General features: G+C 68.4%; 23 protein-coding genes. 11 read left to right on the plus strand and 12 right to left on the minus strand.

The window, feature by feature from the left end:
- Window positions 1-50: 50 nt before the first annotated feature.
- Entirely contained in the window at window positions 51-1,469 is a 1,419-nt protein-coding gene (locus tag AC07VL_RS10420; protein ID WP_494805760.1) for an MFS transporter, read from the plus strand.
- Here AC07VL_RS10420 and AC07VL_RS10425 read toward each other — a convergent pair.
- Window positions 1,449-2,309, minus strand: coding sequence for a LysR substrate-binding domain-containing protein (locus AC07VL_RS10425; protein WP_494805761.1), 861 nt, complete (start codon window positions 2,307-2,309; stop codon window positions 1,449-1,451). The two genes, AC07VL_RS10420 and AC07VL_RS10425, sit on opposite strands and share 21 nt — an antisense overlap.
- 146 nt (window positions 2,310-2,455) lie before the next feature.
- Between AC07VL_RS10425 and AC07VL_RS10430 the strand changes: the two genes are divergently transcribed.
- Together AC07VL_RS10430 and AC07VL_RS10435 are read left to right on the plus strand one after the other, a co-directional pair.
- Window positions 2,456-3,979 (plus strand): MFS transporter, encoded by a 1,524-nt coding sequence (locus AC07VL_RS10430; RefSeq protein ID WP_494805762.1) that lies wholly within the window; start codon window positions 2,456-2,458, stop codon window positions 3,977-3,979.
- A gap of 58 nt (window positions 3,980-4,037) precedes the next feature.
- A complete protein-coding gene (locus AC07VL_RS10435) occupies window positions 4,038-4,847 on the plus strand; it encodes a TOTE conflict system archaeo-eukaryotic primase domain-containing protein (RefSeq protein WP_494805763.1) in 810 nt (269 codons plus the stop codon).
- Window positions 4,848-4,895: 48 nt separating this feature from the next.
- Here the strand turns inward: AC07VL_RS10435 and AC07VL_RS10440 are convergent, their stop codons facing one another.
- The 3 genes from AC07VL_RS10440 to AC07VL_RS10450 all read right to left on the minus strand — a co-directional run bounded on the left by AC07VL_RS10440 (window position 4,896) and on the right by AC07VL_RS10450 (window position 7,457).
- Complete coding sequence (locus tag AC07VL_RS10440) at window positions 4,896-5,420, minus strand: nuclear transport factor 2 family protein (protein WP_494805764.1); 525 nt, start codon at window positions 5,418-5,420, stop codon at window positions 4,896-4,898.
- A gap of 220 nt (window positions 5,421-5,640) precedes the next feature.
- On the minus strand, window positions 5,641-6,444 hold the full coding sequence (locus AC07VL_RS10445; RefSeq protein WP_494805765.1) for an alpha/beta fold hydrolase: 804 nt from the start codon (window positions 6,442-6,444) through the stop codon (window positions 5,641-5,643).
- On the minus strand, window positions 6,441-7,457 hold the full coding sequence (locus AC07VL_RS10450; protein ID WP_494805766.1) for a M14 family zinc carboxypeptidase: 1,017 nt from the start codon (window positions 7,455-7,457) through the stop codon (window positions 6,441-6,443). The genes AC07VL_RS10445 and AC07VL_RS10450 overlap by 4 nt, the downstream gene beginning before the upstream one ends.
- A 264-nt stretch (window positions 7,458-7,721) precedes the next feature.
- On the opposite strand from AC07VL_RS10450, the gene paoA reads away from it, so the two are divergent.
- From paoA to AC07VL_RS10470, 4 genes are all read left to right on the plus strand, one after another.
- Window positions 7,722-8,393 carry an aldehyde dehydrogenase iron-sulfur subunit PaoA gene (gene paoA / locus AC07VL_RS10455; protein WP_494805767.1) on the plus strand — a complete coding sequence of 224 codons (672 nt, stop codon included), beginning with the start codon at window positions 7,722-7,724 and terminating at the stop codon, window positions 8,391-8,393.
- Window positions 8,390-9,349, plus strand: a complete 960-nt coding sequence (locus tag AC07VL_RS10460) for an FAD binding domain-containing protein (RefSeq protein WP_494805768.1) — start codon at window positions 8,390-8,392, stop codon at window positions 9,347-9,349. The genes paoA and AC07VL_RS10460 overlap by 4 nt, the downstream gene beginning before the upstream one ends.
- Window positions 9,350-9,353: 4 nt before the next feature.
- Entirely contained in the window at window positions 9,354-11,567 is a 2,214-nt protein-coding gene (gene paoC / locus AC07VL_RS10465; protein WP_494805769.1) for an aldehyde oxidoreductase molybdenum-binding subunit PaoC, read from the plus strand.
- 77 nt (window positions 11,568-11,644) lie between these two features.
- Window positions 11,645-12,376 (plus strand): SIMPL domain-containing protein, encoded by a 732-nt coding sequence (locus tag AC07VL_RS10470; RefSeq protein WP_494805770.1) that lies wholly within the window; start codon window positions 11,645-11,647, stop codon window positions 12,374-12,376.
- Window positions 12,377-12,625: 249 nt separating this feature from the next.
- Here the strand turns inward: AC07VL_RS10470 and AC07VL_RS10475 are convergent, their stop codons facing one another.
- From AC07VL_RS10475 to AC07VL_RS10490, 4 genes are all read right to left on the minus strand, one after another.
- A complete protein-coding gene (locus tag AC07VL_RS10475) occupies window positions 12,626-15,043 on the minus strand; it encodes a TonB-dependent siderophore receptor (RefSeq protein WP_494805771.1) in 2,418 nt (805 codons plus the stop codon).
- Between the two features lie 62 nt (window positions 15,044-15,105).
- Entirely contained in the window at window positions 15,106-16,092 is a 987-nt protein-coding gene (locus AC07VL_RS10480) for a FecR domain-containing protein (RefSeq protein ID WP_494805772.1), read from the minus strand.
- Complete coding sequence (locus AC07VL_RS10485; RefSeq protein WP_494805858.1) at window positions 16,071-16,550, minus strand: sigma-70 family RNA polymerase sigma factor; 480 nt, start codon at window positions 16,548-16,550, stop codon at window positions 16,071-16,073. The genes AC07VL_RS10480 and AC07VL_RS10485 overlap by 22 nt, the downstream gene beginning before the upstream one ends.
- A 182-nt stretch (window positions 16,551-16,732) precedes the next feature.
- Window positions 16,733-17,923 (minus strand): DUF2252 family protein, encoded by a 1,191-nt coding sequence (locus AC07VL_RS10490; RefSeq protein WP_494805773.1) that lies wholly within the window; start codon window positions 17,921-17,923, stop codon window positions 16,733-16,735.
- Window positions 17,924-18,050: 127 nt separating this feature from the next.
- Between AC07VL_RS10490 and AC07VL_RS10495 the strand changes: the two genes are divergently transcribed.
- Window positions 18,051-19,037 carry a magnesium and cobalt transport protein CorA gene (locus AC07VL_RS10495; protein ID WP_290602602.1) on the plus strand — a complete coding sequence of 329 codons (987 nt, stop codon included), beginning with the start codon at window positions 18,051-18,053 and terminating at the stop codon, window positions 19,035-19,037.
- Between the two features lie 219 nt (window positions 19,038-19,256).
- On the opposite strand, the gene AC07VL_RS10500 is transcribed toward AC07VL_RS10495, so the two are convergent.
- Together AC07VL_RS10500 and AC07VL_RS10505 are read right to left on the minus strand one after the other, a co-directional pair.
- On the minus strand, window positions 19,257-19,955 hold the full coding sequence (locus AC07VL_RS10500) for an alpha/beta hydrolase (RefSeq protein WP_494805774.1): 699 nt from the start codon (window positions 19,953-19,955) through the stop codon (window positions 19,257-19,259).
- Window positions 19,956-20,036: 81 nt separating this feature from the next.
- A complete protein-coding gene (locus AC07VL_RS10505) occupies window positions 20,037-21,110 on the minus strand; it encodes an alpha/beta fold hydrolase (protein ID WP_494805775.1) in 1,074 nt (357 codons plus the stop codon).
- 130 nt (window positions 21,111-21,240) lie between these two features.
- Between AC07VL_RS10505 and AC07VL_RS10510 the strand changes: the two genes are divergently transcribed.
- Genes AC07VL_RS10510 through AC07VL_RS10520 form a run of 3 tightly spaced genes read left to right on the plus strand, consistent with a single transcriptional unit; the run spans window position 21,241 to window position 23,894 of the window.
- Window positions 21,241-21,894 carry a helix-turn-helix transcriptional regulator gene (locus AC07VL_RS10510; protein ID WP_494805776.1) on the plus strand — a complete coding sequence of 218 codons (654 nt, stop codon included), beginning with the start codon at window positions 21,241-21,243 and terminating at the stop codon, window positions 21,892-21,894.
- A 4-nt stretch (window positions 21,895-21,898) separates the two neighbouring features.
- Complete coding sequence (locus AC07VL_RS10515) at window positions 21,899-22,891, plus strand: ornithine cyclodeaminase family protein (RefSeq protein ID WP_494805777.1); 993 nt, start codon at window positions 21,899-21,901, stop codon at window positions 22,889-22,891.
- Between the two features lie 31 nt (window positions 22,892-22,922).
- Window positions 22,923-23,894 (plus strand): threo-3-hydroxy-L-aspartate ammonia-lyase, encoded by a 972-nt coding sequence (locus tag AC07VL_RS10520; protein ID WP_494805778.1) that lies wholly within the window; start codon window positions 22,923-22,925, stop codon window positions 23,892-23,894.
- A 10-nt stretch (window positions 23,895-23,904) separates the two neighbouring features.
- Here AC07VL_RS10520 and AC07VL_RS10525 read toward each other — a convergent pair whose 3' ends face one another.
- Entirely contained in the window at window positions 23,905-24,759 is an 855-nt protein-coding gene (locus AC07VL_RS10525) for a universal stress protein (RefSeq protein ID WP_494805779.1), read from the minus strand.
- 30 nt (window positions 24,760-24,789) lie between these two features.
- Window positions 24,790-26,583: a PHA/PHB synthase family protein gene (locus tag AC07VL_RS10530; protein WP_494805780.1), complete on the minus strand. Its 1,794-nt coding sequence runs from the start codon at window positions 26,581-26,583 to the stop codon at window positions 24,790-24,792.
- Between the last annotated feature and the right edge of the window lie 54 nt (window positions 26,584-26,637).

The following is a 26,637-nucleotide window of genomic DNA, read 5'->3' on the forward strand; positions in this document are numbered from 1 at the left end:
GCGGACTTTAGCATCTATTCACCGTAATGCATACGCCTTACAGTGGCGGCATGAAAAATCTTCCCGCTACCGGGGCCGCGCCGCACAAGGCGGCCATCCTCGCCATCATCCTCGCCAGCTACGTGATGATCGTGCTCGACACATCCATCGTGCTGACGGGCTTGCCCAGGATCCAGTCCGAGCTGGGCTTTTCGGACACGGGCCTGGCCTGGGTGCAAAGCGCCTACACCCTGACCTTCGGCGGCTTGCTGCTGCTGGCCGCGCGCGCGGGCGACACCTACGGACGGCGCCGCCTGCTGCAGTGGGGCCTGGCGCTGTTCACCCTGGCCTCGCTGGCCATCGGCCTGGCGCGCTCGCCCGCCATGCTCATCGCCGCGCGCGCCGTCCAGGGCGCCGGTGCGGCCATCCTGGCGCCCTCGACCCTGGCCTTGCTGCAAACTACCTTCACGGACGCGCGCGAACGCACGCGCGCCATCGCCCTGTACAGCGCTACGGCCGGCATCGCCGCCAGCGTGGGGCTGGTGCTGGGCGGCGTGCTGGCCGAATGGCTGTCGTGGCGCGTGGGCTTCTTCATCAACCTGCCCATCGGCGCGGCCATGCTGGTGGCAGCGCGCCGTTTCATTGCGGAAAGTGACCGCAGCCAGGGCCGCTTCGACGTGGCGGGCGCGGCCGCGTCCACCCTGGGCATGTCGGCCCTCGTGTATGGCCTGATCCGCTCGGCCGGCGCCGGCTGGGGCGATGCCCTGACGCAAGGCACGCTGGCGGCGGGGGTACTGCTGCTGGCCGCTTTCATCGTCATCGAACGCCGCGCCGCCCAGCCCATCATGCCGCTGCGCCTGTTTGCCGATGCCCAGCGCAATGCGGCGTACGGGGCCAGGCTGCTGTTTCTCGGCGCCATGATCGGCTTTTTCTTTTTCACCACGCAATTTTTGCAGGTGGTGCTGCACTATCCGCCATCGCTGACGGGACTGGCCTTCCTGCCCATGACCTTGCTCAATTTCGGCGTGGCCCTGTGCGTGCCGCGCCTGACCCGCCGTTTGGGCAATGCGCGCCTGCTGGCCTGCGGCCTGGGCACCACCCTGCTGGGCATGGCATGGCTCAGCCGGGTGGACAGCGGCACGGCGTACTGGCTGGGCGTGGCCTTGCCCATGCTGCTGATCGGCGCGGGGCAGGGCATGAGCCTGAGTCCGCTGACGGCGGCCGGCGTGGCGGGCGTGCCGGCGCAGGACGCGGGCGCCGCCGCGGGCATCGTCAACGTGGCGCACCAGCTGGGCAATTCGCTGGGCCTGGCCAGCCTGGTGGCCATTTCCGCCTTCGGCGCGCGCCAGCTGGCGGGCGCGGCCCTGCTGGCGCACCGGGTCACGGTCGCCCTGGGCGCTGCGGCCGCCATGCTGGCGCTGGCCTTGCTGCTGGTGCTGTGCGCCAGCCGGGCAGGGCAGCGTGCCGTGTCAGGCTGGCGCAGCGGCTGACCATTCGCGCAGCAGTTGTCCGAACGCCTTGGCCGCCGCCGTGGCGCCGGCGGCGCGCCAGACCAGGGTAAAGGCAGCCTCGGGCAGGGCGGGCAAGCCATGCTGGCCATCGATGACATGCATGCCCGCTTCCAGGTCGCCTTGCGGCAAGGCCGTCAGCGCCAGGCCCGCCAGCACGGCGGCGCGCAAGCCCTGCTGGCTGGGCGAGGTGAACGCCACGCGCCAGTCCATGCCCGCGCCATCGAGGGCTTGCACGCCCACTTGCCGGTGCAGGCAAGGCGCCGGCGAAAACGCCAGCGGCAGCGGCGCCTGGCCATCGTGGCGGAAATCCTCCGCTGCCGCCCAGACGAAGCGCGTGTGGCGCAGCACGGCCGCTTCATCCTGTGCGGGCGACAGGGACATGACGACGGCCAGGTCCAGCGCATCGGCGCCGACCATGTTCTGCAGATCCAGATAGGTGCCCACCGTGACTTCCATGCGCACGCCGGGAAACAGGCGGCCGAATTGCGCCAGCAGGGCGGGCAGGCGGGCGCCCATGAAATTTTCCGGCACGCCAAAACGCACGGCGCCGTCGATGGACGAGCGCTGGAAGCGCCGCGCCAGCGCATCCTGGGCCGCCAGCACCTGCCGCGCATGGCGCAAAAAATCCTCGCCGTCTTCCGTCAGATCCAGGCGGCGCGTGGTGCGCACCAGCAAGGCCGTGCCCGCCTGTTCTTCCAGGCGCCGGATCTGGTGGCTGATGGCGGACTGGCTCAGGTGCAGCCGTTCGGCGGCGCGCGTGAAGCCGCCCGTTTCTTGCACGGCAACAAAGGCGCGCAGCAATGCGGTGTCGAAGTCCATGGGGGAGTGCCGATCTGATTCATGATGAAAATGAATGAATTGTACAAAATTTTATCATTTCCTTCATGAATGGCTGGCTCCTAGAATGGCGCGGTACTGGCGCTCTTCCTTGGGTGCCTTCAACCGCTGACTTTGACTGGGCTTCGATGCAACTGACTATTTCGCAACAAAACCGCATGACGCTGGCCGCCGTCTGCCTGGCCTCGCTCATGTTTGGGCTGGAAATTTCCAGCGTCCCCGTCATCCTGCCCGCGCTGGAAACGGTGCTGCATGGCCGCTTCCAGGATTTGCAGTGGATCATGAATGCCTACACGATCGCCTGCACCACCGTGCTGATGGCCACGGGCACCCTGGCCGACCGCTATGGCCGCAAGCGCCTGCTGCTGGCCAGCCTGGCGCTGTTTGGCGTGACCTCGCTGCTGTGCGGCTGGGCTGGCGATGCCGGCGTGCTGATCGTCGCGCGCTGCCTGCAGGGCATGGCCGGCGGCGCCATGCTGATTTGCCAGGTGGCCGTGCTGTCGCAGCAATTCCCGGCGGGCGCGGCGCGGGGCCGGGCGTTCGGTGCCTGGGGCATCGTGTTTGGCATCGGCCTGGGCTTCGGTCCCATCATCGGCGCGGCCATCGTCGCGCTGGCGAACTGGCAATGGGTCTTTCTCGTGCACGGGCCGCTGGCTCTGCTGGCGCTGCTGCTGGCGGTGCCGGGCGTGACGGAGTCGCGCGATCCGCAGCGGCGCAAGCTGGACGTGGCGGGCATCGTCAGCCTGTCGCTCGGGGTATTCAGCCTGGCATGGTGCCTCACGCAGGGGCCGGCGCTGGGTCTCGGCGATCCCCGTACGCTGGCCAGCCTGGCCGCCGCGCTCGTCAGCCTGATGCTGTTTGCCTTCGTCGAGCGGCGCCAGCCTGACCCGATGATCGATTTTGCCGTGTTCCGCATCCGCCGTTTCTCGGGCGCCTTGCTGGGTTCGGCGGGCATGAATTGCAGCTTCTGGCCCTTCATGGTCTATCTGCCCCTGTACGTGCAAAACTGCCTCGGCTACAGCAGCCTGGGCACGGGACTGACCCTGCTGGCCTACACCTTGCCCACCTTGCTCGTGCCGCCGCTGGCCGAGCGGCTGGCGTTGCGCTACCGGGCCGATGCGGTGATTCCGGCCGGCTTGCTGGCCATCGGCGCGGGTTTCCTGCTGATGCTGTGGGGCAGCCGCGCGGATGCCGCCAGCTGGCTGACCATGCTGCCCGGCTGCCTGCTGGCTGGCACGGGGCTGGGCTTGACCAACACGCCCGTCACCAACACGACGACAGGCGCCGTGCCCGGCGAGCGCGCCGGCATGGCCTCCGGCATCGACATCAGCGCGCGCATGGTCAGCCTGTCCATCAATATCGCGCTGATGGGGTTTATCCTCGTCGCAGCCATCCAGTCCGCCCTGCGCCCGCAGCTGCCGGCCGGCATCGATGCGGCAGCGTTGCGGGCCGTGGCGGAAGGTCTGTCGGCAGGCAAGGGCGCAGGCGAACTGGCCTTGCCATTGCCGCCCGGCGTGGCACGGTTTGCGCTGGCGCAAGGCTTTGGCGCCGTGATGCTGTACGGCGGCGTGGCGGCCTGCCTGTTCTCCCTTGCCAACTGGCTGGTGTTTGGCACCTGGCGCACTGCCCGTGTGGCCAGTACCCCGGGCTAGAGCGGCTATAATCCAGGCACGTTGGCAAGTGTTGCTCAACGTCATCACGGAGCCGCCCATGCACAAACTGATTTCCGCACTCACCCGCCTGTACCTGTTCGCAGAACAGCAGCAATACGTCGATGGGGACGGCGGCGCGCAGGCGCTGACGCCGGCCGTGCTGGCGCGCCACCTGGCGGGCGAGCAGACGGTAGCCGTGCGGCTGCTGAGCGAGCATGGCCTGGCGCGCGCGCTGGTGCTGGAATTCGGCGGCAAGGGGGGCGGCGAGGCGCACTGGAGCGCGCTGTGCACGATCGCCAATGCCGTGCAGCACGAGCTGGACTTGCCCGCACCCGCCGTCAGCGTCTCGGGCACGGCATTCCAGCTGTGGCTGTCGCTGGCCACGCCCGTGCCCGCTGCCCAGGCGCGCCAGTTCGTGCAGCTGCTGCGCTCGACCTTCTTGCCGGCCTCGACCGACATCCTTGCCGCACCGCCGCCCGCCTGTGTGGAGCAGGTGGCGTTGCCGCCGTGCCTGCAGCCGTCGGGCAAGTGGGCCGCCTTCATCCACCCCAGCATGGGCGCCGCCTTCGTCGACGAGCCGGGCCTGGACATGGCGCCGCCGCCGGCGGCCCAGCTGGGTTTCCTGGAAAGCTTGCGCAGCATCAACCCGGCACAGTTCGCGCAGGCGCTGGCGAAATTGCAGGGGCATGCGGGGCTGGCCGGGGCCGCGCCGGAGCCAATCTCCGCCGCGCCCGTTGCCGTGCCGCTGCCGGCGCCAGCATCCAGCGCCGCGCCTGGCCTGCTGCTGCAGGACGCCACGCTGGAAGACATCGTGCGCTGGCTGCATGCGCGCAATATCGAGCCGACGTTCCGGCACCGGCTGGCGTAGCGGGGACATTGCCGGGCAGGCTGGCCCGCTGGCCCCTTGGACGCAGCGTCAGTCGGCTGCGGAATGCGCGTAACTGACGATGCGCGACACCCGCCATTGCCCGCCATCCTGCTGCCAGATATGCATGAACTTCGCCACCGTGGTCAGTTTTTCCCGCTTGCCCGGCAGCGTCCTGTAAAAATTATGCGTACCGATTTCAACGGCGCCATAATTCTTGATCGGATACACCTCCAGGCTTGCCTTGACCAGTTCGCGCCGCAGTTCGCCGTTTTTCGCCTGCTCGGCGCAGCGCACCTTCAAGCCTTCGGCCTGGGAACCGGCCGATAGCATGAGGCCGCCTTCGTCGTGGTAGAACTCGACATCCGGCGCCAGGTACGCCGTAAATGCGGGGATATCGCAGGCATTGAAGGCAGCGAACAAGGCTTCGTCCATCTGTTCAATCGTTTTCCTCAGCGGCTCGGGCGCTTTCGAGAAGGTTGGCTGCCGTGCCGTTTCATTGGACGCGGCGCAAGACGCAAGGGTGATGACGGCGATGAGCGCCAGGCTGGCGCGCGCGGATACGGATTTCCACATGAATGGTTCCTTGGGGTAGGGCCAGGAATGGTGACCGGGCTGATGGAAGGCGGCGATGGCGGTGCGCCGCCCTTGTTCGACTGATTCTATGGAAAAGCTGCCATGCTGGGCGGGAAATGCGACGAACGGCACGAATCGGGGCATGAGTTGCACTTTTTTTCAGATGACCGGCCCCTGTGCGTGCCAGGCGCCGCGGCGGGACAGTCTGTCGTCCGCATGGTCATCGCGCGGCTGTTTTCCTTGTCTTGTCCGGCACCGCCGCGCCCAGCCAGCGCGCCACCGACTGCGCCACCCATTCCCCCTCGTCGAGCGGCAGGTCGTGGCCCGCCTCGCCGTGGATCAGGCAGTCCGCCTGCCAGGCGCGGGCCAGCTGCTGCGAGCAGCGGTGGTCCACCAGCCGGTCCTGCGCGCCGGCCATGACGAGCACGGGCATGGCGGGGCGGCTGGCGGGGGCGCGGTAGCGGGCGGCCGACAGCAGCTGGCGCAGGATGTTGCGGCGGCTGACGGGGTATTGCCGCTGGAAGGCCAGCCAGCTGCCCAGCAGCGCCGCATCGCCCGCGCCGTGGCGGCGGCTGGTCAGGCGCAGGATCAGGGCTTCCTGGCTGCGCGCGTCGCCCAGGCAGAGCTGGCGCAGCAGGGCGCCGTAATTCTGCCAGCGCAGGCGCCGGTAAAACGGGCTGTACGGACGCATGCTGGTGTTGATCAGCACGCAGCGGGCGATTTCCTGCGGGTAGCGGTGCGCCCAGTCCACGGCCACCATGCCGCCCAGCGACAGGGCCAGCAGGTGGTAGGGCGCGGCGACGCCCTGCGCCGACAGCTGCCGGCGGCACGCATCCACCATGTCGGCTACGCGCGTGGCGCTGTCCTGCCCATGGCGCGTGCCGTTGCCGGGCAGGTCGGGCGTGAGGATGGTGGCGCCGGGCAGGGCGCGCGCCAGGGTGGCGGGGAAGGCGCCCCAGTGGCGCTGTTCGCGCATCAGGCCGCGCAGCAGGACCCAGTGTTCGCGCTTATTGATCTGCGTCATGATTCATACCATAGCGCCAGGGCGCGCCGGCGCTGGGCTTTGCGCGCCAGGCCTTCCGGCACCCAGCGGCCGTGGCTGCTGGCGGCGCGCATGAGGAAGTCGAACCACACGAGGTGGCGCCGCAGCACGCGCTGCAGGCGGTGCGCGGCCGTCGGGTTGAAGATGCTGACACGGTTGAACAGCTGGCGCGGATTTTTCTTGACCCACAGCCAGGAGCCCATTTCCAGGGTCAGGGGCAGGAAGACGCGCCCGCTGTAGCTGGTGCCGTTCAGGTAGAGATAGTCCCACAGGTCGCCGTGCGTGAGGTACTGCCGGCTTTGCGGCTCGAACACATAGTTGTGGTTGGGGTAACTTTCGCTGAACAGCTCTTCCAGCGCGCCGATCTCCGCCAGGTGGGCGATGGGCACCTTGGTATGCGCGTGGGGAAACCACAGGCGGTCGCGCAGGCCGAAGCCGGAGTGGCAGTCGAGGGCGATGCTGAACTGGCGCGACAGCAGTTCGCGCTCGACGAGGTCGCACACGGCGGCGCTTTCCTGCTCCATCGGCGCGTCAAACGCGCCCCGGTACCAGGGCAGGCGGGGGCTGTAGCGCTGTCCGCCCAGCATGAACGGCACGCGCTCGCGCGCGCTCAGCGGCGCGTTGCGCATCAGGTCCACGCCGCGCGGATTGCTGCGCGTGGCTTGCCACATGCCGCCCGGATTGACCAGCGGCATGAAGACGAGGCGCATCGATTCGAGCTGCTGGTGCAGGGTGGCATCCCAGCGCAGGCGGGCAATGATGCTTTCCAGAAAGGACAGGAGCACTTGCGTGCCGATGCGTTCCAGTCCGTGGATGCCGCCAAAGAAGCCCAGGGCGGGCACGTCGGGGCTGGGATTGCCCAAGGTAATGGCGTACACGGGAAACTGGCGCCCATCCATGGCGATGCTGCAGGGCGTGGCCACTTCCAGGTGGCTGCCGCCCTCGTCGATGAGGCGCTTCAGCATGACCAGTTCGGGCAGGTTCTTTTCGATCATCGGGCGTATGAAAGGCAGAGTGACAGCCAGTGTAGCCGAAATACGCGCCGTTCCCGGCGTCCAGCATGAGGAAATTTTGGCCAGAGGCAATGTCACGAAGCCGTCATGCCGGACGTGTATCGTCTTGCCCCGGCCGTCTCCTCCCGGCGGCGCGATGTGCGGATGAACGTACGTTCGCGTACAGACGGGGGCCTGTCCCGCCGCCAGACTGGGACGTCGGGCCTGCATGCGCCCGCCCAGCCAACCGCCAGGAGGAAGCGCGACATGACGCAGTTCAATGAGCAAGCCGATCAGGTCAATACGGGCAGGCGCGGCCTGCTGATCGCCGGCGCGCTGTCGGCCACGGCCGTGGCAGTGCCCCGCGTGGCGGGTGCGGCGGAAGCGGTCAACACGGCCACCCAGGCAGGCGCCTCCCCGCCGCCCGTGTTGATGAAAGTCAACCTGGACATCAACGGCCGGCGCCACAGCCTGGAACTCGATACGCGCACCACCCTGCTTGACGCCCTGCGCGAACACCTGCACCTGACGGGCACCAAAAAGGGCTGCGACCACGGCCAGTGCGGCGCCTGCACCGTCCTGCTGGACGGCCAGCGCATCAATGCCTGCCTGACCCTGGCCGTGATGCACGACGGCGCCAGGGTCACCACCATCGAGGGCCTGGGCACGCCCGAGAAACTGCATCCGATGCAGGCGGCCTTCATCGCGCATGACGGCTACCAGTGCGGCTACTGCACGCCGGGGCAGATCTGCTCGGCCGTCGGCGCGCTGGGCGAGATCCGCCAGGGCATCCCCAGCCATGTCAGCGCGGACCTGGGCGCGCCGCCGCAGGCGACGCCGGACGAGTTGCGCGAGCGCATGAGCGGCAATCTCTGCCGCTGCGGCGCCTATTCCAACATCATCGACGCCATCACCGAGGTGGCGGGGAGGCCGGCATGAGGGTATTCAGCTACCAGAAGGCGGCCACGCCGGCCGCAGCGGCGGCTGCCGCCTTGCACACGCCGGGCGCCAAATTCATCGCGGGCGGCACGAATCTGCTCGACCTGATGAAGCTGGAAATCGAGACGCCCGCGCATCTGATCGATGTCAATGGCCTGGCCCTCGATACCGTGGCAACGACGGCGGACGGCGGCTTGCGCATCGGCGCCCTCGTGCGCAACACGGCGCTGGCGGCCCATCCCGCCGTGCGGCGCGAGTATGCCGTGCTGTCGCGCGCCTTGCTGGCGGGCGCCTCGGCGCAATTGCGCAACAAGGCGACGACGGCGGGCAACCTGCTGCAGCGCACGCGCTGCCCGTATTTCTATGACACGAACCAGGCCTGCAACAAGCGCGTGCCGGGCAGCGGCTGCTCGGCCATCGGCGGCTTCAGCCGGCCGCTGGCCATTCTGGGCGGCAGCGATGCGTGCATCGCCACGCACCCGAGCGACATGGCCGTGGCCATGCGCGTGCTCGACGCGGGCATCGACACGGTGCGGGCCGACGGCAGCACGCGCCGCATCCCCATCGCCGATTTCTACCGCTTGCCGGGCAACACGCCCCACGTGGAAACCGTGCTGCAGCCGGGCGAATTGATCACCAGCGTCACCTTGCCCCGGCCTACCGGCGGCACGCACGTCTACCGCAAGGTGCGCGACCGCGCCTCGTACGCGTTCGCGCTGGTCTCCGTGGCGGCGATTATCTTGCCTGATGGCACGGGACGGCTGGCCCTGGGCGGCGTCGCGCCGCAGCCGTGGCGGATCGCCGCCGCCGAGCAGGCGATACCGAATGGCTCGGCTGCCGTCAGCGAACGCCTGCTGGCCGGCGCCCATCCCACGGCGGACAACGCCTTCAAGACCATCCTCGCGCAGCGCACGATCGCCGCCGTGATGGCTGACGCCGCTGCGCAGAAAGGCTAGGGCCATGAAATTTTCCACACCCGCCACCACCAATCCCATCGACCAGCTGAAAGTCGTGGGCCGGCCCACGGACCGCATCGACGGTCCCCTGAAAACCACGGGCACGGCCCCCTACGCCTATGAGCAGCACGCGGCCGCACCGCATGCCGCCTACGGCTATGTCGTCGGCGCGGCCATTGCCAAGGGGCGCATCGCCGCCCTCGACACCAGCGCGGCGCGGCGCGCGCCGGGCGTGCTGGCGGTGGTCACGGCCGAATCGGCCGGCAAGCTGGGCAAAGGAAAAATGAACACGGCGATGCTGCTGGCCGGGCCGCAGATCGAGCATTACCACCAGGCCATCGCCCTGGTGGTGGCGGAAACGTTTGAACAGGCCCGCTCCGCCGCGCAGCTGCTCGACGTGCGCTATGTGGAACAGCCGGGCGCGTTCGACCTGGCGAAGGCGAAAGGCGGCGCCGTCAAGCCCAAAGATGAGCAGCCCGACAGCCAGACGGGCGACTTTGCGGGCGCCTATGCCAACGCGCCCGTGCGCCTTGATGCCAGCTATACGACGCCGGACCAGTCGCACGCCATGATGGAGCCGCACGCGTCGATCGCCGCCTGGGACGGCGACAAGGTGACGCTGTGGACGGCGAACCAGATGGTGGACTGGGGCCGGGGCGACCTGGCGCGCACCCTGGGCGTGCCGAAGGAGAAGGTGCGCATCGTCTCGCCGTATATCGGCGGCGGCTTCGGCGGCAAGCTGTTCGTGCGCGCGGAAGCCTTGCTGGCGGCGCTGGGGGCGCGCGCGGCGCAGCGCCCCGTGAAGGTGGCCCTGACGCGGCCCTTGATGTTCAACAATACGACGCACCGGCCCGCCACCATTCAGCGCCTGCGCATCGGCGCCACGCGCGACGGCAGGATCACGGCCATCGGCCATGAATCGTGGTCCGGCGACTTGAAAGGCGGCAAGCCGGAAACGGCCGTGATGCAGACGCGCCTGCTGTACGCGGGCGCCAACCGCATGACGGCCATGCGCCTGGCCGTGCTGGACTTGCCGGAAGGCAATGCCATGCGCGCCCCGGGCGAGGCGCCGGGCCTGATGGCGCTGGAAATCGCCATGGACGAGATGGCGGACAAGCTAAAGATGGACCCCGTCGTCTTCCGTATCCTCAACGACACGAAGGTGGACCCGGAGAAACCGGGCAGGCCGTTTTCCCAGCGCCGCCTGATCGACTGCCTGCGCACGGGCGCCGTGGCCTTCGGCTGGAAGGCGCGCCAGTCGCAGCCGGGCATGCGGCGCGACGGCCGCTGGCTCGTGGGCATGGGCGTGGCGGCCGCCTTCCGCAACAACCTGGTGATGAAATCCGCCGCCCGCGTGCGCCTGGACGGCAATGGCATCGTCACCGTGGAGACCGACATGACGGACATCGGCACGGGCAGCTACACCATCATTGCCCAAACGGCGGCGGAAATGTTGGGCGTGCCCCTGAGCAAGGTGGTCGTGCGCCTGGGCGACTCGGACTTTCCCGTCTCGGCCGGTTCGGGCGGGCAGTGGGGTGGCAACAGCGCCACGGCGGGCGTGTATGCGGCCTGCGTGCGCCTGCGCCAGGCCATCGCGGGCAAGCTCGATTTCGACGAGAAAGAGGTGCGCTTTGCCGATGGGCAGGTCAGCCGGGGCGAACGCAGCGTGCCGCTGGCGGCGGCCGCCTTCCATGGCGACATCGTCGCGCAAGACCACATGGAATACGGCGACCTCGACAAGAAATTCCAGCAGTCCACGTTTGGCGCGCATTTCGTCGAAGTGGGCGTGGATGGCGACACGGGCGAAGTGCGCGTGCGCCGCATGCTGGCCGTCTGCGCGGCGGGCCGCATCCTCAACCCGAAGGCGGCGCGCAGCCAGGTCATCGGCGCCATGACCATGGGCGTGGGCGCGGCCCTGATGGAAGAGCTGGTGGTCGACCGGCGCCGCGGCTTTTTCGTCAACCACGACCTGGCCGGCTACGAAGTGCCCGTGCATGCGGACATCCCGCACCAGGACGTCATCTTCCTCGACGAGACGGACCCCATGTCCTCGCCCATGAAGGCCAAGGGCGTGGGCGAGCTGGGCATCTGCGGCGTGGCGGCCGCCATCGCCAATGCCGTCTACAACGCGACGGGCGTGCGGGTGCGCGAGTATCCGCTGACCCTGGACAAGCTGCTGGCGGCCTTGCCGCCATCGCCGGGCGCCGTCCCCGCATAGCGGAATGCCCGGGTTCTTGGGGTTTTGTGTCAGGACTGCTATATTGTCGAAACCTTAATCGACTCTGTGGGAGTGGCATGAAACGCAAGCTGTTGCTGGTGGTGGGACTGGGACTCGGACTGTTCACTGTGCAGATGGCCGTCCAGGCCTCGTCCCTGCCTGACTATCCCTTCATTTTCCAGACGGGGACGGCCCAGGTGGAAGTGTCGCCGGACATGGCCGTCGTGGACATCACCGTCGCCAGCCGGGGCGCCGATGCGGCAAAAACGCTGGGCGTGGTCAATGCCGGCGTCGCGGAAGTCTTCCAGTTGCTGGGCAAGGTGAAGATTGCGCAGGCCGATACCCAGGCGTCGGAAATCATGCGTACGCTCGATTATTCCAGCAGGGAAAAACGCGATGCGCCGCCCACCTATGTCATCAACCGCAACCTGCGCGTGTGGGTGCGGGATCTGGCGGCATGGTCGCCACTGGTGTCGGAACTGGCCGCCATGAAGAACATCACCCGGCTCGATACGGATTTCAGGACCAGCGCTCACGACACGCTGGTTGCCGACCTGGAATTGAAGGCCGCCAGGGATGCGGAGACGAAGGCGGCGCGCATCGCCAAGTCGTTCAACCGGAAGATCGCGTCCGTCATGGCCATCTCGGAAGTGCCGTTCCAGTCGCTGGAGCGCGCGATGATACGTTCCAGCAATGAAGGTTTCACGCCGCCGCCCTTTATTCCGCCCACCGAGCCTGCCTCGGCCGTCCGCGCGCCGGCCAGCATCGCCCTGGAAAAGAGCGTGAATGTCTTGTTCAAATTGGAATAGGCCTGGCTGGTCAGCGTTGCCTCGAAAGAAATGGCGTATCGCTCTTGAACGGCTTGCTTTCCTTGAAAAATGCAATGTATAGCGCCGCTTTGCCTATGTCTTGACGAGGGCATGGCGCGCGGTGGCATTGGTTAAAATAAAAACAGCATGGCATGTTGTCAACGGTAACGGGCCGACTATTTTTACTGGATGGCAATTGGGCGCTGAAGGCGTGCCAGCGGGACGCAAGCGGCCCCGCCGGCCATGCCGTCAGAAGCGGTACGTCAACGTCCCCCGCACGCTGCGCGGCATGCCGTACGTGCCCTGGGCGTAGGTGTTGATGTTGATATACTTCTTGTCCAGTGCGTTTTCCACGTTCAGCTGGGCCAGCAGCTGGCGCGACAGCTGCCAGGTGGCCATCAGGCTTACCGTGGCGTAGGCTGGCTGCGTCACGCGCTCCGTGCCGCGCGGGCCTTCGCCGTCATAATAAAACCGGCTTTGCCAGTTGACGCCGCCCCCCACGGTGATGTCGTGGCGCGCTTTCCACGTGGTGAACAGGCGCGCCGTGGAGCGGGGCGAGAGGGTGTTGATGTCCTGCTGTTCGCGGTCCCTGGCGCGGAAGTGGCTGGCGCTGGCGGTCACGTTCCAGCCCGGCGCCAGGCGGCCCGACAATTCTCCCTCGATGCCGCGGCTGGTGGCGCCGCGCGCCGCGTAATACGCCTGCGTGGTGGTGCCGGGCACGCGGTGGGCGCCGTCCGGCTGTGCCAGCTTGTCCTGCTGGATCGAGAAGATGCCGATGGTGCCGTTCAATTGTCCGCCTGGCAACTCGCCTTTCAGGCCGATTTCCATGCTTTTCCCCGTCAACGGGTCCAGCCAGGCGCCCGCGCGGTCCTGGTTTTCCTGCGGGCGGAAGATGTCCGTGTAGCTGGCATACGCGGCATACGTCTCGTTCAGGTCCACCACCACGCCCGCGTAGGGCACGAACTTGCTTTTTGCAAAGGTGAAGCGGGCGCTGCCGTCATAGCCGATGCGCTCCTTGTCCCAGCGGCTCAGGCGACCGCCGAGTATCAATTTGCTTTTGTCGGCCAGGTTCAGGCGCGCCGCGCCGTAGGCGCCATATTGCTTCGTCGTGTATTGTTCCGACAGCACGGGCTCGCCCCAGGCCGGTTGCGGATAGCTGCCATCCCAGGCGAGGAAGTTGCCGATCGGTTCTGGGTCGAGCGCTTCCTTGACCTTGAATTCGGCGTGCTGCACCGTGTAGCTGGCGCCGACGATGACTTCATGCCCGCGCCCGCCCAGGCTGAACGGTCCCGAGATTTTCATATCCGCGCTGCTCTGGTCGCGCGCACCGATGTAGCGGTTCGGGTAGCCCAGCATGCCCAGTCCCGTGACCTTGTCCGGCCATTCGGCCAGGAATACCAGCGGCGTGTCTTCCGTGTGCTTGCTGTACATGGCTTGCGCCTGCGCCTTCCAGCCCTGGCCCAGCGCGTGTTCCACGGTGGCGTGCACATTGGTCTGCTGCGTGGCCCACGCGGCCCAGCGGGGCGCCGTGGTCACGGAGCGGTCGAAATCCGTGCGCGTGCCGTCGCTGTACCACAGGGGGAAGCCGCCCCAGTTGCTGCCTTTCGGGTCGTTCTTCTGGTAGCTGGCGCCCAGCATGGCTACGGTGCCGGGCGCCAGGTCCGCCTCGACGGTGGCGTAGGCCAGCTGGCGCTGGTTCGCATACCCATGGGTAAACGACTTGCGGTCCTGCCAGGCACCGGCGATCCTGCCGCGCACGGAGCCGTCCGCGTTCAGGGGCGCGGCCAGGTCGACGGTGCCCCGGTAGTCGCTCCACGCGCCCGCCGCCAGCGACCACTGCCCCTCGAATTGCCTGGCGCTGGCCCGCTTGCGCACCAGGTTGATCGAGGCGGACGGGTAGCCTGCGCCCGTCAGCAAGCCCGTGGCGCCCCGCGTCACTTCCACCCTGTCGTAGAGCAGCGCATCCATTTCCGATTCGCCGCCCGAATACTGCACTTTATACGTGGTGGGCACGCCGTCGTACTGGAAATTGTCGACGTCGAAGCCGCGCGCGGAAAACGTGCTGCGCTCCGTGTCGAACTGGTTGACGGCGATGCCGGGCGTGTTGCGCAGCACGTCGCGCACCGTCAGCAAGTCCTGGTCGTCCATGCGCTGGCGCGTGATGACGCTGACCGATTGCGGCGTGTCGCGCAGCGACAGCAGCAGGCCCGTGGCGCTGGCCGTGGCCGGCGTCGTGTACGACCCCGTGCCGTCCGTGGCGGGGCTGCGCTCGGCCGTGGCGCGCACGGCGATGCCGGGCAGGGTGGCCGCGTCGGCGGCGGACGGCAGCTTGCGCACGGCGTAGTTGCCGCCGCCCTGGTCGATGGCGACGAGGCCGCTGCCATCGAGCAGGCGGGCAAAGCCGCCGGCCACCTGGTAGCTGCCGTTCAAGCCGTGGCTGTTCAAGCCCGCGTACAGGCTGGCGGCGCCGGAAATGCTGACGCCCGCCTCGGCCGCAAAGGCGGACAGGGCCGTGCTGAGGGGGCCGGCCGCCACCTGGTAGTGGCGCGCGGGCGCTTCCTGGCGCTGTTGGGCGAATGCGGGCGCGGCCAGGGCCAGGCTGCCCAGCAGGGTGAGGGTGATGCCGGTGTGGCGGTAGTGCTGCATTGCGTGTTTCCCTTCGTTCATGTGTTGGTCCTGTGTGGATTGACGTGGCACATGCGCGAAAGGGACATTCTTTTCAAAAATTTTTATGCCGGTTCGACGGAAATCCACCAGCGGCTGTGGCGCCGCACGCGGATGGGCAGCGACGCTTGCAGCAGGTCCAGCAGTGCATCCGTGTCGCGCAGCCGGTACACGCCCGACACGCCCAGCCGCGCCACGGCGGGATCGCAGCGCACGACGCCGTGGCGGTAGCGGCCCAGCTGGGCCAGCACGTTGGCCAGCGGCGTGGCGTCCGCGTACAGCAAGCCCCTGAGCCAGGCGTGCGCATGGGGCGCCAGCGGCTGCGGCGCGCCGGCCCGTGTCGCGTCGAAGCTGGCTTGCCAGCCCGCCGGCACGATCACGGGGCGGCCCTCGGCGGGCCGCACTTCCACGGCGCCCTGCGACACGGCCACGTGGCTGCGCGCGTCCAGCAGGCTGTCGTCCTGGCGCACCGTGAAGCGCGTGCCGAGGGCGCGGATGCTGCCGTTGCTGGTGCGTACGATGAAGGGACGCTGGCGCGCATCGGGGCGGGTCGCCACGTGGATCTCGCCGCCGCGCAGCTGGACCAGGCGCAGCGCATCGCTGAAGACGATATCGGCGGCGCTGGCCGTGTTCAGGCTCAGGGCGCTGCCGTCGGCCAGGGCGAGGTGGCGGATTTCGCCCCTTGCCGTGCGCACGTCGGCCGTCCATGCCTGCCACGGTGCCGCCCTCAGCATGGCCCAGCCGGCCGGGCCGGCGACGATCAGCAGGGCCAGGGACTTCAGCATGGCGCGGCGCTGGGCGCCGGCCGGACGGTCCAGCACGGGCATGGCCAGGGTCGTGGCCAGCGGCGCGGGCAGCATGCCGAAGCTGCGGCAGACGTGCTCGGCGCGCTGCCAGGCCGTTTCATGGTGCGGGTGGGCGGCGCGCCAGCGGGCCAGCGCCTGCCGGGCGGCATCGTCGAGTTCGCCACTTTGCAGGCGCACCATCCAGTGTGCCGCTTCGCGCGCGGCGCGCGCATCGATGGACGCGTTCATGCCGCCAGCAGTATGCATTGCGTCAGCGCCTGCACCATGTAGCGTTTCACCGTGCGCTCGCTGACGTTCAGGCGCGCGGCGATGGCGGCATAGCCCAGGCCTTCCAGCTGCGACAGCAGAAAGGCCGTGCGCACCTTCGCGCCCAGGCCGTCGAGCATGGCGTCGATGCGGTGCAGGGTTTCCAGGATCAGCAGGCGTTCCTCCGCCGACGGCGCGCTGGGCGGGGGCAGCTGCGCCACGGCGGCCAGCCACGCCTGCTCCAGCGACTGGCGCCGGTAATGGTCGATCAGCAGCCGCCGCGCCACGGTCGTCAGGTAGGCGCGCGGCTCGCGCAGGGTGAAGCTCCGTTCCTCCGGCGTGGCCAGCAGCTTGACGAAGGTATCCTGCGCCAGGTCGGCCGCGTGGTCCGTGCACGACAGCTTGCCGCGCAGCCAGCGCAGCAGCCACGGGTGGTGTTCGCCATACAGCTGGCTCATGGAAAACGGGCCTTGTGGCTCGGCGGCGGGGGCTAGGGCAAACGTCACGGCACACTCCAGGTTGGCGCTGAAGTCCTCCATGCCGCTGGGAGAGGGCGCGTGCAGGTCCTTCTTAAATGCGAATGGTTCTCATTTTACATGGGCATGCCTGAATGTCAATGTGCCGGCGGCCTCGGCTGGTCTCAGCTTCCCTGGCGCCGCTGGGCGTAGCTGCGGCAATGTTCCAGGTAGCCCGTCTCGTGGCTGGCGATGAGCTGCAGCACGCTGTTCCACAGCCAGGGGGGAATCGGGTTGCCATCGTGGCGGTCCGTCTGCAGTTCCTTGATCCAGTGCATGCCCGTGGACCAGTCCATCTGCCGCGCGTGCGCGCAGCCGACGACGTAGGCCAGGTAGCTGGCCGTGCTGGCCGCATCTTCCACGCTCAGTTCATCGATTTCCAGCTTCAGGTCTTGCGGCAGCAGTTCGCGCACGAAGATGCCGCGCCCCAGGAAGCGCTGCGGCATGGTGCGTTCGCCCAGGGCGGGCGACAGGTGGCGCGCGCCGGCCACCACGCGCTTGGCGTTGTCGCGCGGCATGCTGGCATGCGCATAGCGCACGGAGGTCGCTTGCACGGCTTCCTTGATGTCGATCAGGCAGTATTCGCCGTCGCCCAGTCCCAGCAGCACGGCATAGCGCAGCAGGCCCAGGGAACTGCAGCCCTTGACCCAGTAGGCCGCGTCGATGACTTCCAGTTTCACCTTCTTGCTGCGCGACTTCAGCCGCGTCACGAGGGCGCGCAGATCGGACGAGGCGCACAGGGCGGCAATGGCCTTCTTTTCTTCCCGGGAAATGGGCCAGAAGTTGCGCCCCATGGGAATGATGGGCCGGGTTTCCAGGAAGCGTTCCTCAGCCAGCTCCTTCCACGAGCGCTGCACGGCGCCGCGCAAGGCCGAGCGCACGACGGCGGGGCGGGGCAGGGCCAGCTGCAATTCGCCGGGCAGGAAGGCAAAGGCATAGCCGTCGAGCAAGTGACGCAGCATGCTGGCCGTTACCACGCCGGGCAGGGAGGAGCCGCGCGCGGCCGTCGCCAGGGACAGGGCCAGGCGCACCAGGTCGTGCGCGGGATTGCCGATCACGCTCTGGTCGAAGTCGCGGATCTGCATTTCCACGCTGCCGTCGGCACCGGCCAGCGGTCCCAGGTTGCCCACGTGGCAGTCGCCGCAGATCCAGATGGGCGGGCCTTCGGGCAGGCTGTGGCCCGGCTGCGCCTGCAGCCAGTCATAGTATTGCGCCGTATTGCCGCGCACATAGGCATGGGGCGAGCGGGCCATTTTTTCATCGCGGCGGTCCAGCAGCAGCTGGCGGCGCTGGTCGGGGGCGGGCAGTCTGGGCAAGGTGCGGTCCTTTTGCTAAGTTTCCTCCATACTATGCCTGTATGCATTATTTTACCGTGCAATGCTTAACAGAGCGACAACTTCGCCTGGAATAAGCTGTCACTATCTTTTATTTTTGGAAATCAACATGGATTTGAGCCAGCACGCCGCCGTCGTCAATTGCGAAGCCTACCGCGATGGCCGCAAGATCGCCCACTTCGACATCGACAAGGTAGGCGACTTCCTCGACGATCCCGCCTGTTTCGTGTGGATCGGCCTGGCCGGCCCCGACACGGCCGCCATGCAGGCGCTGCAGTCGGCCTTCGGCTTGCACGAGCTGGCAGTCGAGGATGCGGAAGGGGCGCACGAGCGGCCCAAGCTGGAGGAATACGGCGACACCCTGTTCATGGTGCTGCACACGGCCAGCCTCGACGGCGACGCCATCGTCTACGGCGAAACCCACGTCTTTCTCGGCTGCCGCTTCATCATCACCGTGCGCCACGGCCCTTCGGCTGGCTATGCAAAGTTGCGCGAGCGCAAGGAAAGCGTGCCGGACAAGCTGGCCAGCGGCCCCGGCTACGTGCTGTATTCCATCATCGACTTCATCGTCGACCAGTACCAGCCCTGCATCGACCACTTGCAGGCCAAATTCCAGCAATATGAAACGCAGCTGTTCAAGCCCAGCCTGTCCGAGGACAAGCTGCAGGATTTTTACCAGCTCAAGACGGAGCTGCTTAAGCTGGACGCGGCCGTCAACCCGCTGCATGAAATCTGCACCCAGCTGATCCGTTTCCATGGCGATATCGTGCCCAAGGAAAACCGCATCTATTACCGCGACATCCTCGACCACGTGAAGCGCGTCACGCACACGGCGGGGCAGATGCGCGAAATGGTCAATTCCGCCATGCAGGTGGCGCTGGGGCAGATCTCGATCCGCCAGAACGAAGTGGTCAAGCGCCTGGCCGGCTGGGGCGCCATCCTGGCCGTGCCCACCATGGTCTTCAGCCTGTACGGCATGAACTTCGAATTCATGCCGGAGCTGAAATGGCGCGGCAGCTATCCGGCCGTCATCGCCGGCATCTTCGTCGGCTGCTACCTGCTGCACCGGCGCCTGAAGCGCGACGGCTGGCTGTAGGGCGGCATGCAAATATTGGAGAGTTTTGCCGCCCGATTTGCTGCTACGATGAAGTTGTCCCAGTGAAGGCGGTCGATGGCAACGCGTTGAAACCTCCTTGGCGTGGGCGCCGTGCCCGGCTGCCGCTGCCACCCCAGAGCGTGCAGCCAGGGTACAGGGCGCGTCCGATGCCACAAGGCTCCTGCGAACCAGGAGCCTTTTTTTTGCCGATGCCTGTGGCTATACCTTCGCCACCGCCGCAGCCGCTTCGAGGATCAGCGCCGCCACTTCCACGGGGCGCGAGGCCAGCGAGGCGTGGCTGGCGTTGAGCGTGATGACTTTTCTCGCCTGCAGGCGCGCCGCCATGCGCTCCTGGTTGACGGGGGAAATCATGCGGTCGGCGCTGGAAATCTGGTACCAGCTGGGCTTGTGGCGCCAGGCCGGGTCGCTGACGGTGTCGCCGAAGGTGCTGGCCAGCGGCGCCTTCTGCACCACGCCCAGCACGGCCCCTTCCTCCGCATCGAGGTCCTGGCAAAAGCTGTCGTGGTATTGCTCGGCCTTGACCCACAGGTAGCCGTCGCTGTCGCCTTCCAGGCTGGCCGCGCCCAGGGGCGGGTGTTCCTGCGTGATGCTGCCCGCGCTTTCGCCCGTGTCGGGGGCGAAGGCGGCGATGTACACGAGGCCCTGCACATTCGGGGCATTGCCCGCCACGCTGATGACGGCGCCGCCGTAGGAGTGTCCTGCCAGCAACACCGGGCCATCGACCTGGGCCACCATCTTGCGCGTGCGCTCGGCATCGTCGGCCAGCGACGTGAGGGGCAGTTCGACGGCGCGGATGGCCGTGTGGCCCTGGCGCCGCAATTCGACGATGACGCGGCTCCAGTGGGCGGCACCGCCCCAAAAACCGTGGACGAGGACGATGGTGGCTTGCTTGCTCATGCGGGTACTCCTTGTGGCGAAGGGAAACGGCAAGGGCCGCGCGGTCACGGGCTGCTGGCTGCGCGGCGGGAAGCTGCATGCTCATTGTAGACCTTCCCAGCGCATGGCCTCGATGGCGTTCACCACGGCCGTTTCGTGTTCGATGAAGAAATCGCTGTGAAAGCCGTTGCGGATGAGCAGATGGGTACAGCCGGGCAGGGCGGCGGCCAGGCGCTCGCCATCGGCCAGGCGCAGCGGGCGGAAAGCGTCGAAAAACGCCGTGCCGGTGGCCAGGACCGCGGGGTCGCTCTGCGGCGACAGCCATGGCAGCAGGTTGCGCAAGGTGCCGGGATCGACGGTGATGACCAGCGCCGGCGCGCGCACGCGGCGGTAGTCGGGCGAGAAATTGTGCGCAGCCATGTCCATGGCCCTGGCGATGGCGGGCGCGGTATTGGGCCGCACGGCGCCGCCGGGCAGCACCTCCAGGCTGTCGCGCCAGTTCGCCTCCAGCGCCGGCCACCATTGTTTGTTGACCCGCCGGGCATAGGCGATCGAGGCCTCCATCGACGCCAGGTCGGCCGGCCCGGGCGGGGGCGCCTCGAAGGGCAGGGGTTCCGACTCGCCGTCATCGCCGCCGCTGGCCAGGTAGTCGAAGGTCGTGTCCAGGTAGACGAGTCCCCGCACGCGCTGCGGATGGCTGCCGGCGAACAGGGTCAGCTCGTTGCCGGCGACGGAGTGGCCGCCCAGGATGACGCGCCGGACGCGCAGGGCGTCGAGCACGGCCAGCAGGTCGGCTACCAGGGTGGCGGGCGCGTAGGTGCCATCGCTGGCGGCATCGGCAGGCAGGGGCTTGCCGGAGGAGCCGTAGCCGCGCCGCGTGATGGCCAGCACGCGGTGGCGGCGTGCCAGCGCGGGCGCCAGGCTGTCGAAGCCGTAGGCGTTGCCGCCCAGGCCTGCCAGCAGCACAATCACGTCGGCGTCGCCGCCGCTGCCCGGCGCCGCGGACCAGTCGCGCACGTGCAGGCTGACGCCGGGGGCGACGCCGATCTGCCGGTCCGTGACGCTGGCGCCGCGCGGCCCGCCGCCGCAGGCGGACAGCGCGGCCAGGGCCGTGATACCCAGCAGCACCTGCCTGCGGGCGTGGAAATGCGGCGTGGGACCGCTGGACTGGTGCATGGCGTGCTCCTCTGGGGTAAGTGACAGCAGCCAGTATCGGCAGCGCGCATGAAGCGCGGCTGAGCGGGGCGTGAAGATCGCCTGAAGAAAAGGCTTTGACATATTTTCCAGAATTGGATAATCTGTCTGCATGAAAACACACGATGCCCCTCCCGCTGCCGCGCGCAACGCCGAACACGTCCTGCTGCTCGAGCAGCTCAAGCAGGTGGCCGACGGCTTGGCGCGCACCTTCGCGCCCTTCTGCGAAGTGGTGCTGCACGACCTGCTGGCGCCCGAGCATGCCGTGCTGGCCATCCACAACAACCTGTCGGGGCGGACCGTGGGCCAGCCGGCGACGGAACTGGGCCTGGCGCGCATCCTCGACCCGGATTTCGCCCAGGTGGTGGCGAACTACCCGAACAAGTTTGCCGATGGCCGGCAAGCCAAGAGCACCTCGATCGGCATCAAGGATGGCGAAGGCAAGTACGTCGCGGCCCTGTGCCTGAACGTGGACCTGACCCTGTTCCAGGGTTTTCAGACGGCCATGAACCAGTTCGTGGCTGTCGACGCGGGCGCCGCGCCGCGCGAATCGCTGGACCCGGCCGGCGCCGACGCCATCCGCGCCCGCATCGACCAGTTCGCGGCGCGCCTGGCCGCGTCGCCGCGCACCCTGAAAGCCCCGGCGCGCCGCGCCTTGCTGCAGGAACTGCGCGCGGCCGGCCTGCTCGACGTGCGCCGCGCCATGGAAATCATCGCCGAGCATCTTGGCGTGTCGCGCGCCGCCGTCTACACCTACGCGAGGTAGGCACATGGATACTTCTACCGGCATCGACCCTTCGGCGGCGCGCCTGCTGCTGCTCGATGCGGCCGCCGTCGCCGCCCACCTGCAGGCCGACGCCGTGCTGGCCGCCGTGCGCGAAGCCTTCGTGCTGCACAGCCGCCAGCAGGGCCGCGTGTTCCCCGTCATCCGCGAAGCGCTGGCGACGGGCGGCGTGTTCGGCATCAAGGCGGGCGACGTGCCGGCCGAGAACCTGCTGGGCTTCAAGGCGGCCGGCTTCTGGCCCGCCAACCGCGCCGCAGGCGGCGAACCGCACCAGGCCACCATCATGCTGCTCGACCCGGCCACGGGACGGCCCGTGTGCATCATCGACGGCAATGCCATTACGACGGCGCGCACGGGCGCGGCCGGCGCGCTGGGGCTGCAGCGGCTGGCACGGCCCGACAGCGCCAGCCTGTGCGTGTTCGGCACGGGCGTGCAGGCCACGGCGCAGGCCTGCTATGCGCTGCGCGTGCTGCCGCAACTGCGCCAGCTGCGCTATGTCAGCTCGAGCGGCCAGCCGCATGCCGGCTTCGAGGCGGCCTTCGCCGGCCGCATCGCCATCGCCCATGCGCCCGACGCCGATGCGGCCGTCGCCGCCAGCGACGTGGTGATCACGGCCACGCCGGGACGCGCTCCCCTGTTCAGCGCGGGCGCCGTGCGGCCCGGCACGCACGTCACCGCCATCGGCGCGGACACGCGCGGCAAGCGCGAGCTGCCCGAGGGCTTGCTGGCGCGGGCGCGCCTGGTGGTCGACGACGTGGTGCAGGCGCGCAGCATCGGCGAGGCGCAATGGGCGCCGGAGATCCCGTGCCAGACCCTGGGCGACCTGCTCGACGGGCGCGCCACCTTGGCGCGGGCCGCCGGCGACGCCACCGTGCTGGACCTGACGGGCCTGGCCCTGCAAGACCTGACCGTGGCGCGCCTGGTGTACCGGCAGGCGCTGGCCGCCGGCAGCGGCACCGACATTTCCTGGCCGTGGTAGGGCCGTTCCTCACTTTTGAAAGGCACGCAGCATGCAGAACCTGACACTTCCCACCTACGCCGACGTCGTGGCGGCGGCCGGCCGCATCGCGGGCCACGCCCACAGGACGCCCGTCATCACCTCGCGCACCGTCGACGCGGAATTTGGCGCCGACGTCTTCTTCAAGTGCGAGAACCTGCAGCGCATGGGCGCCTTCAAGTTCCGCGGCGCCTACAACGCGCTGTCGCAGTTCGACGTGCGGCAGCGGCAGGCGGGCGTGGTGGCTTTCTCGTCGGGCAACCACGCCCAGGCCATCGCGCTGTCGGCGCGGCTGCTGGACATCCCCGCCACCATCATCATGCCGCAGGATGCGCCGGCCGCCAAAATCGCCGCCACGCGTGGCTATGGCGGCAACGTGGTGCTGTACGACCGCTACACGCAGGACCGCGAGCAGATCGGCCGCGAACTGGCCGAGCAGCGGGGCATGACCCTGATTCCGCCCTACGACCATGCGCACGTGATCGCCGGCCAGGGCACGGCGGCCAAGGAGCTCTTCGAGGAAACGGGACCGCTGGACGCCTTCTTCGTGTGCCTGGGCGGCGGCGGCCTGCTGGCGGGCTCGGCCCTGGCCACGCGCGCGCTGTCGCCCGATTGCAAGCTCTACGGCGTGGAGCCGGAGGCGGGCAACGATGGCCAGCAGTCGTTCCGCTCGGGGCAGATCGTGCACATCGACACGCCCAGGACCATCGCCGACGGCGCGCAGACGCAGCACCTGGGCAGCCTCACGTTCCCCATCATCCGCCGCGACGTGGACGACGTGCTGACGGTCAGCGACGCCCAGCTCGTCGAGCGCATGGCCTTTGCCGCCTCGCGCATGAAGCTGGTGATCGAGCCGACGGGCTGCCTGGGCTTTGCCGCCGCCCTGCAGATGAAGGAGCAGCTGCGCGGCAAGCGCGTGGGCATCTTGATCAGCGGCGGCAACGTGGACATGCCGCGCTTCTGCGAGCTGCTGGGCGGCGCCTGAGGCGCTGCGGTCAGTGCGACACGAGCACGGGCAAGGTCATCTCCTGCAGCACCGTGCGCGTGACGCCGCCCAGCAAGGTTTCGCGCAGGCGCATGTGGCCGTAGCAGCCCATCACCAGCAAGTCGCATTGCCGCTGCGCCGCCATGGCCAGCAAGGCCTGTCCCACGTCCTGGCCCGGCGGCGTGTCGTGCTGCAGCACCTCGACGCTGACGCCGTGGCGCGCCAGGTACAGGGCCAGGTCGGCGCCCGGCTGTTCGCCGTGCGCGGCCGGCTGGAGGTGCGAATTGACGACGGCCAGCGTCACTTGCCGGGCGCGGCGCAGCAGGGGCAAGGCGTCCGTGATGGCGCGCAGCGCTTCGGCGCTGCCGTTCCAGGCCAGCAGGGGGTGCCGGGCCAGGCTGTCCGGCGCCGCGGACGGCGCGTGCGGCACATGCGGCACCATGAGCACGGGACGGCCGCAGTGGAGCATCAGGTATTCGGCGGTGCCGGCGATGACGCGCGAAGGCGTGTCCTGCGCATCCGTCTGGCCCAGGATCAGCAGGTCGCAATAGCGGGCCTGCAGCAGCAGCGCGCCCTGCGCGTCGTCGTCGACGAAGCGCGTTTCGTAGGTGGCCAGGCCCTCTTCGCGGGCGATGCGCTCGAAGGCATGCAGGGCATCGCTGGCCTGGCCGCGCAGCGCCTGCATTTGCGCCGGCGCAAACTGCAGCGCGTTGACGCCGCCGCCATAGGCGTAGCGGGAGATGCCGCTCATGGCCGAACCGATCAGGTGCGCCCCTTCGGCGATGGCCAGGCGCACGGCCAGGCGGATGCGCTGCGCGCAGTGGCGTGAATTGTCCACGTGGACCAGCAGGGTAGTGTAGGGCATGGCGTTTTCCTCGGTTGTCGGTATCGGTGGTCAGGGCTGCAGCACGTAGGTGCCGGGGGCGTCGCCCAGGTCGGGCCCCATGGCCGGCGGCGGCGCCTGCGCGCCGGAGCGCGCCGCCAGCCAGGCTTGCCAGGCGGGCCACCACGAGCCCTCGTGGCGCGGCACGTCGCGCTGCCAGCTGTCCGCGTCGATGTAGGCTTCGTCGTGGCGGTGCGTCGCCAGCTGGTAGCTGCGGCGCGCCTGGCCCGGCGGCGAGACGACGCCCGCATTGTGGCCGCCCGAGGTGAGCAAAAAGGTGACGTCGGTATCGGTGAGCAGCTGCAGCTTGTACACGGAGCGCCACGGCGCCACGTGGTCCGTCACGGTGCCGACGGCAAAGATGGGCGCGTGGATGTCGGGCAGGGCGATGTGGCGGCCCGCCGTGCGGTAGCGGCCCTCGGCCAGGTCGTTGTGCAGGAACAGCCGGCGCAGGTATTCCGAGTGCATGCGGCAGGGCATGCGCGTGGCGTCCCCGTTCCAGGCCATCAGGTCGCTGTCCTGCTCATCGAGTCCCAGCAGGTAGTGGCGCAGCCGGCGCGACCAGACCAGGTCGTTCGAGCGCAGCAGCTGGAAGGCGCCCGCCATCTGCCGCGTATCCAGGTAGCCCTGCTTCCACATGGCCGCTTCCAGGAAGCTGACCTGGCTGTCATCGATGAACAGCGACAGTTCGCCCGGTTCCTTGAAGTCCACCTGCGAGGCCAGCATGGTAAGGCTGGCCAGGCGCGCGTCGCCATCGCGCGCCATGCTGGCGGCGGCAATGGCCAGCAGGGTGCCGCCCAGGCAGTAGCCGGCCGCGTGCACCTGCGGCGCGCCCGTGATGCGGGCCACGGCGTCGAGCGCATCCATCACCCCCAGCTGGCGGTAGTCTTCCAGCGACAGCTCGCGGTCTTCCTCCAGCGGGTTTTTCCAGGAAATCATGAACACCGTGTGCCCCTGGGCCACCAGGTAGCGCACCAGCGAATTGTGCGGCGACAGGTCGAGGATGTAGAACTTCATGATCCAGGCCGGCACGAACAGGACGGGCGTGGCATGCACGCTGGCGGTGGCCGGCGCGTACTGGAGCAGTTCGATCAAGTCATTGCGGTAGACCACCTTGCCCGGCGTGACGGCCACGTTGCCGCCCACGGCATAGGTGCGCTGCCCGGGCGCCTGCGCGCCCATGGCGGCGCGCTGCCAGTCCTCGGCCACATGGGCCATGCCGCGCGCCAGGTTGGCGCCGCCGCTTGCGAGGGTGGCCTGCTGCACCACGGGATTGGTCAGCATGAAGTTCGACGGCGCCAGCATGTCGAGCCACTGGCGCACGGTGAAGGTGACGACGTCCTCGTGGTGCGGCGAGACGCCGCGCACGCCCGTGGTGGCGCGGTGCCACCACTGCTGCTGCAGCAAGAAGCCCTGGTAGACGAGGTTGTACGGCCAGCGCTGCCAGGCCGGGTCCTCGAAGCGCCGGTCCTGCGGCAGCGGGGCGATGCAGGGCGCCGCGCCGGCGTCGCCGGACAGTGCCGACTGCGCGGCGTACTGCTGCCAGCGGCCGATCTTCTTCCACGCTTCCTGCAGCAGGGTTTGCTGTTTCGATGGCGCCAGCGCCAGGTGGCTGAGCCAGTCGGCATAGGCATTGCCCAGCGCAGCGGGGGAAATGCCGCCCGTGAACTTGCCCAGCCAGGCGTTCAGCAGCAGGTCCAGGGTGGCGCCTTCCGGCGCGCTCTCGGGATAGTCGGGCGCAGGCGCGCCTTGCCAGGCGCTGCCCTGGCGTTCATGCTCCGTGATTGCCTGCTGCGTCTTGCTCATGGGGACTCCCGCTGTTTTTTTACAGGATAGCAAGAGCTTGTTCAAAAAATTATG

It is taken from the genome of Janthinobacterium sp. GW821-FHT03C08, assembly GCF_059420905.1.

Coding starts and splice junctions, on each gene's coding strand:
- AC07VL_RS10420 (WP_494805760.1), top strand. CDS start 51: ATGAAAAATCTTCCCGCTACCGGGGCCGCGCCGCACAAGGCGGCCATC.
- AC07VL_RS10425 (WP_494805761.1), bottom strand. CDS start 2,309: ATGGACTTCGACACCGCATTGCTGCGCGCCTTTGTTGCCGTGCAAGAA.
- AC07VL_RS10430 (WP_494805762.1), top strand. CDS start 2,456: ATGCAACTGACTATTTCGCAACAAAACCGCATGACGCTGGCCGCCGTC.
- AC07VL_RS10435 (WP_494805763.1), top strand. CDS start 4,038: ATGCACAAACTGATTTCCGCACTCACCCGCCTGTACCTGTTCGCAGAA.
- AC07VL_RS10440 (WP_494805764.1), bottom strand. CDS start 5,420: ATGTGGAAATCCGTATCCGCGCGCGCCAGCCTGGCGCTCATCGCCGTC.
- AC07VL_RS10445 (WP_494805765.1), bottom strand. CDS start 6,444: ATGACGCAGATCAATAAGCGCGAACACTGGGTCCTGCTGCGCGGCCTG.
- AC07VL_RS10450 (WP_494805766.1), bottom strand. CDS start 7,457: ATGATCGAAAAGAACCTGCCCGAACTGGTCATGCTGAAGCGCCTCATC.
- paoA (WP_494805767.1), top strand. CDS start 7,722: ATGACGCAGTTCAATGAGCAAGCCGATCAGGTCAATACGGGCAGGCGC.
- AC07VL_RS10460 (WP_494805768.1), top strand. CDS start 8,390: ATGAGGGTATTCAGCTACCAGAAGGCGGCCACGCCGGCCGCAGCGGCG.
- paoC (WP_494805769.1), top strand. CDS start 9,354: ATGAAATTTTCCACACCCGCCACCACCAATCCCATCGACCAGCTGAAA.
- AC07VL_RS10470 (WP_494805770.1), top strand. CDS start 11,645: ATGAAACGCAAGCTGTTGCTGGTGGTGGGACTGGGACTCGGACTGTTC.
- AC07VL_RS10475 (WP_494805771.1), bottom strand. CDS start 15,043: ATGAACGAAGGGAAACACGCAATGCAGCACTACCGCCACACCGGCATC.
- AC07VL_RS10480 (WP_494805772.1), bottom strand. CDS start 16,092: ATGCATACTGCTGGCGGCATGAACGCGTCCATCGATGCGCGCGCCGCG.
- AC07VL_RS10485 (WP_494805858.1), bottom strand. CDS start 16,550: ATGAGCCAGCTGTATGGCGAACACCACCCGTGGCTGCTGCGCTGGCTG.
- AC07VL_RS10495 (WP_290602602.1), top strand. CDS start 18,051: ATGGATTTGAGCCAGCACGCCGCCGTCGTCAATTGCGAAGCCTACCGC.
- AC07VL_RS10500 (WP_494805774.1), bottom strand. CDS start 19,955: ATGAGCAAGCAAGCCACCATCGTCCTCGTCCACGGTTTTTGGGGCGGT.
- AC07VL_RS10505 (WP_494805775.1), bottom strand. CDS start 21,110: ATGCACCAGTCCAGCGGTCCCACGCCGCATTTCCACGCCCGCAGGCAG.
- AC07VL_RS10510 (WP_494805776.1), top strand. CDS start 21,241: ATGAAAACACACGATGCCCCTCCCGCTGCCGCGCGCAACGCCGAACAC.
- AC07VL_RS10515 (WP_494805777.1), top strand. CDS start 21,899: ATGGATACTTCTACCGGCATCGACCCTTCGGCGGCGCGCCTGCTGCTG.
- AC07VL_RS10520 (WP_494805778.1), top strand. CDS start 22,923: ATGCAGAACCTGACACTTCCCACCTACGCCGACGTCGTGGCGGCGGCC.
- AC07VL_RS10525 (WP_494805779.1), bottom strand. CDS start 24,759: ATGCCCTACACTACCCTGCTGGTCCACGTGGACAATTCACGCCACTGC.
- AC07VL_RS10530 (WP_494805780.1), bottom strand. CDS start 26,583: ATGAGCAAGACGCAGCAGGCAATCACGGAGCATGAACGCCAGGGCAGC.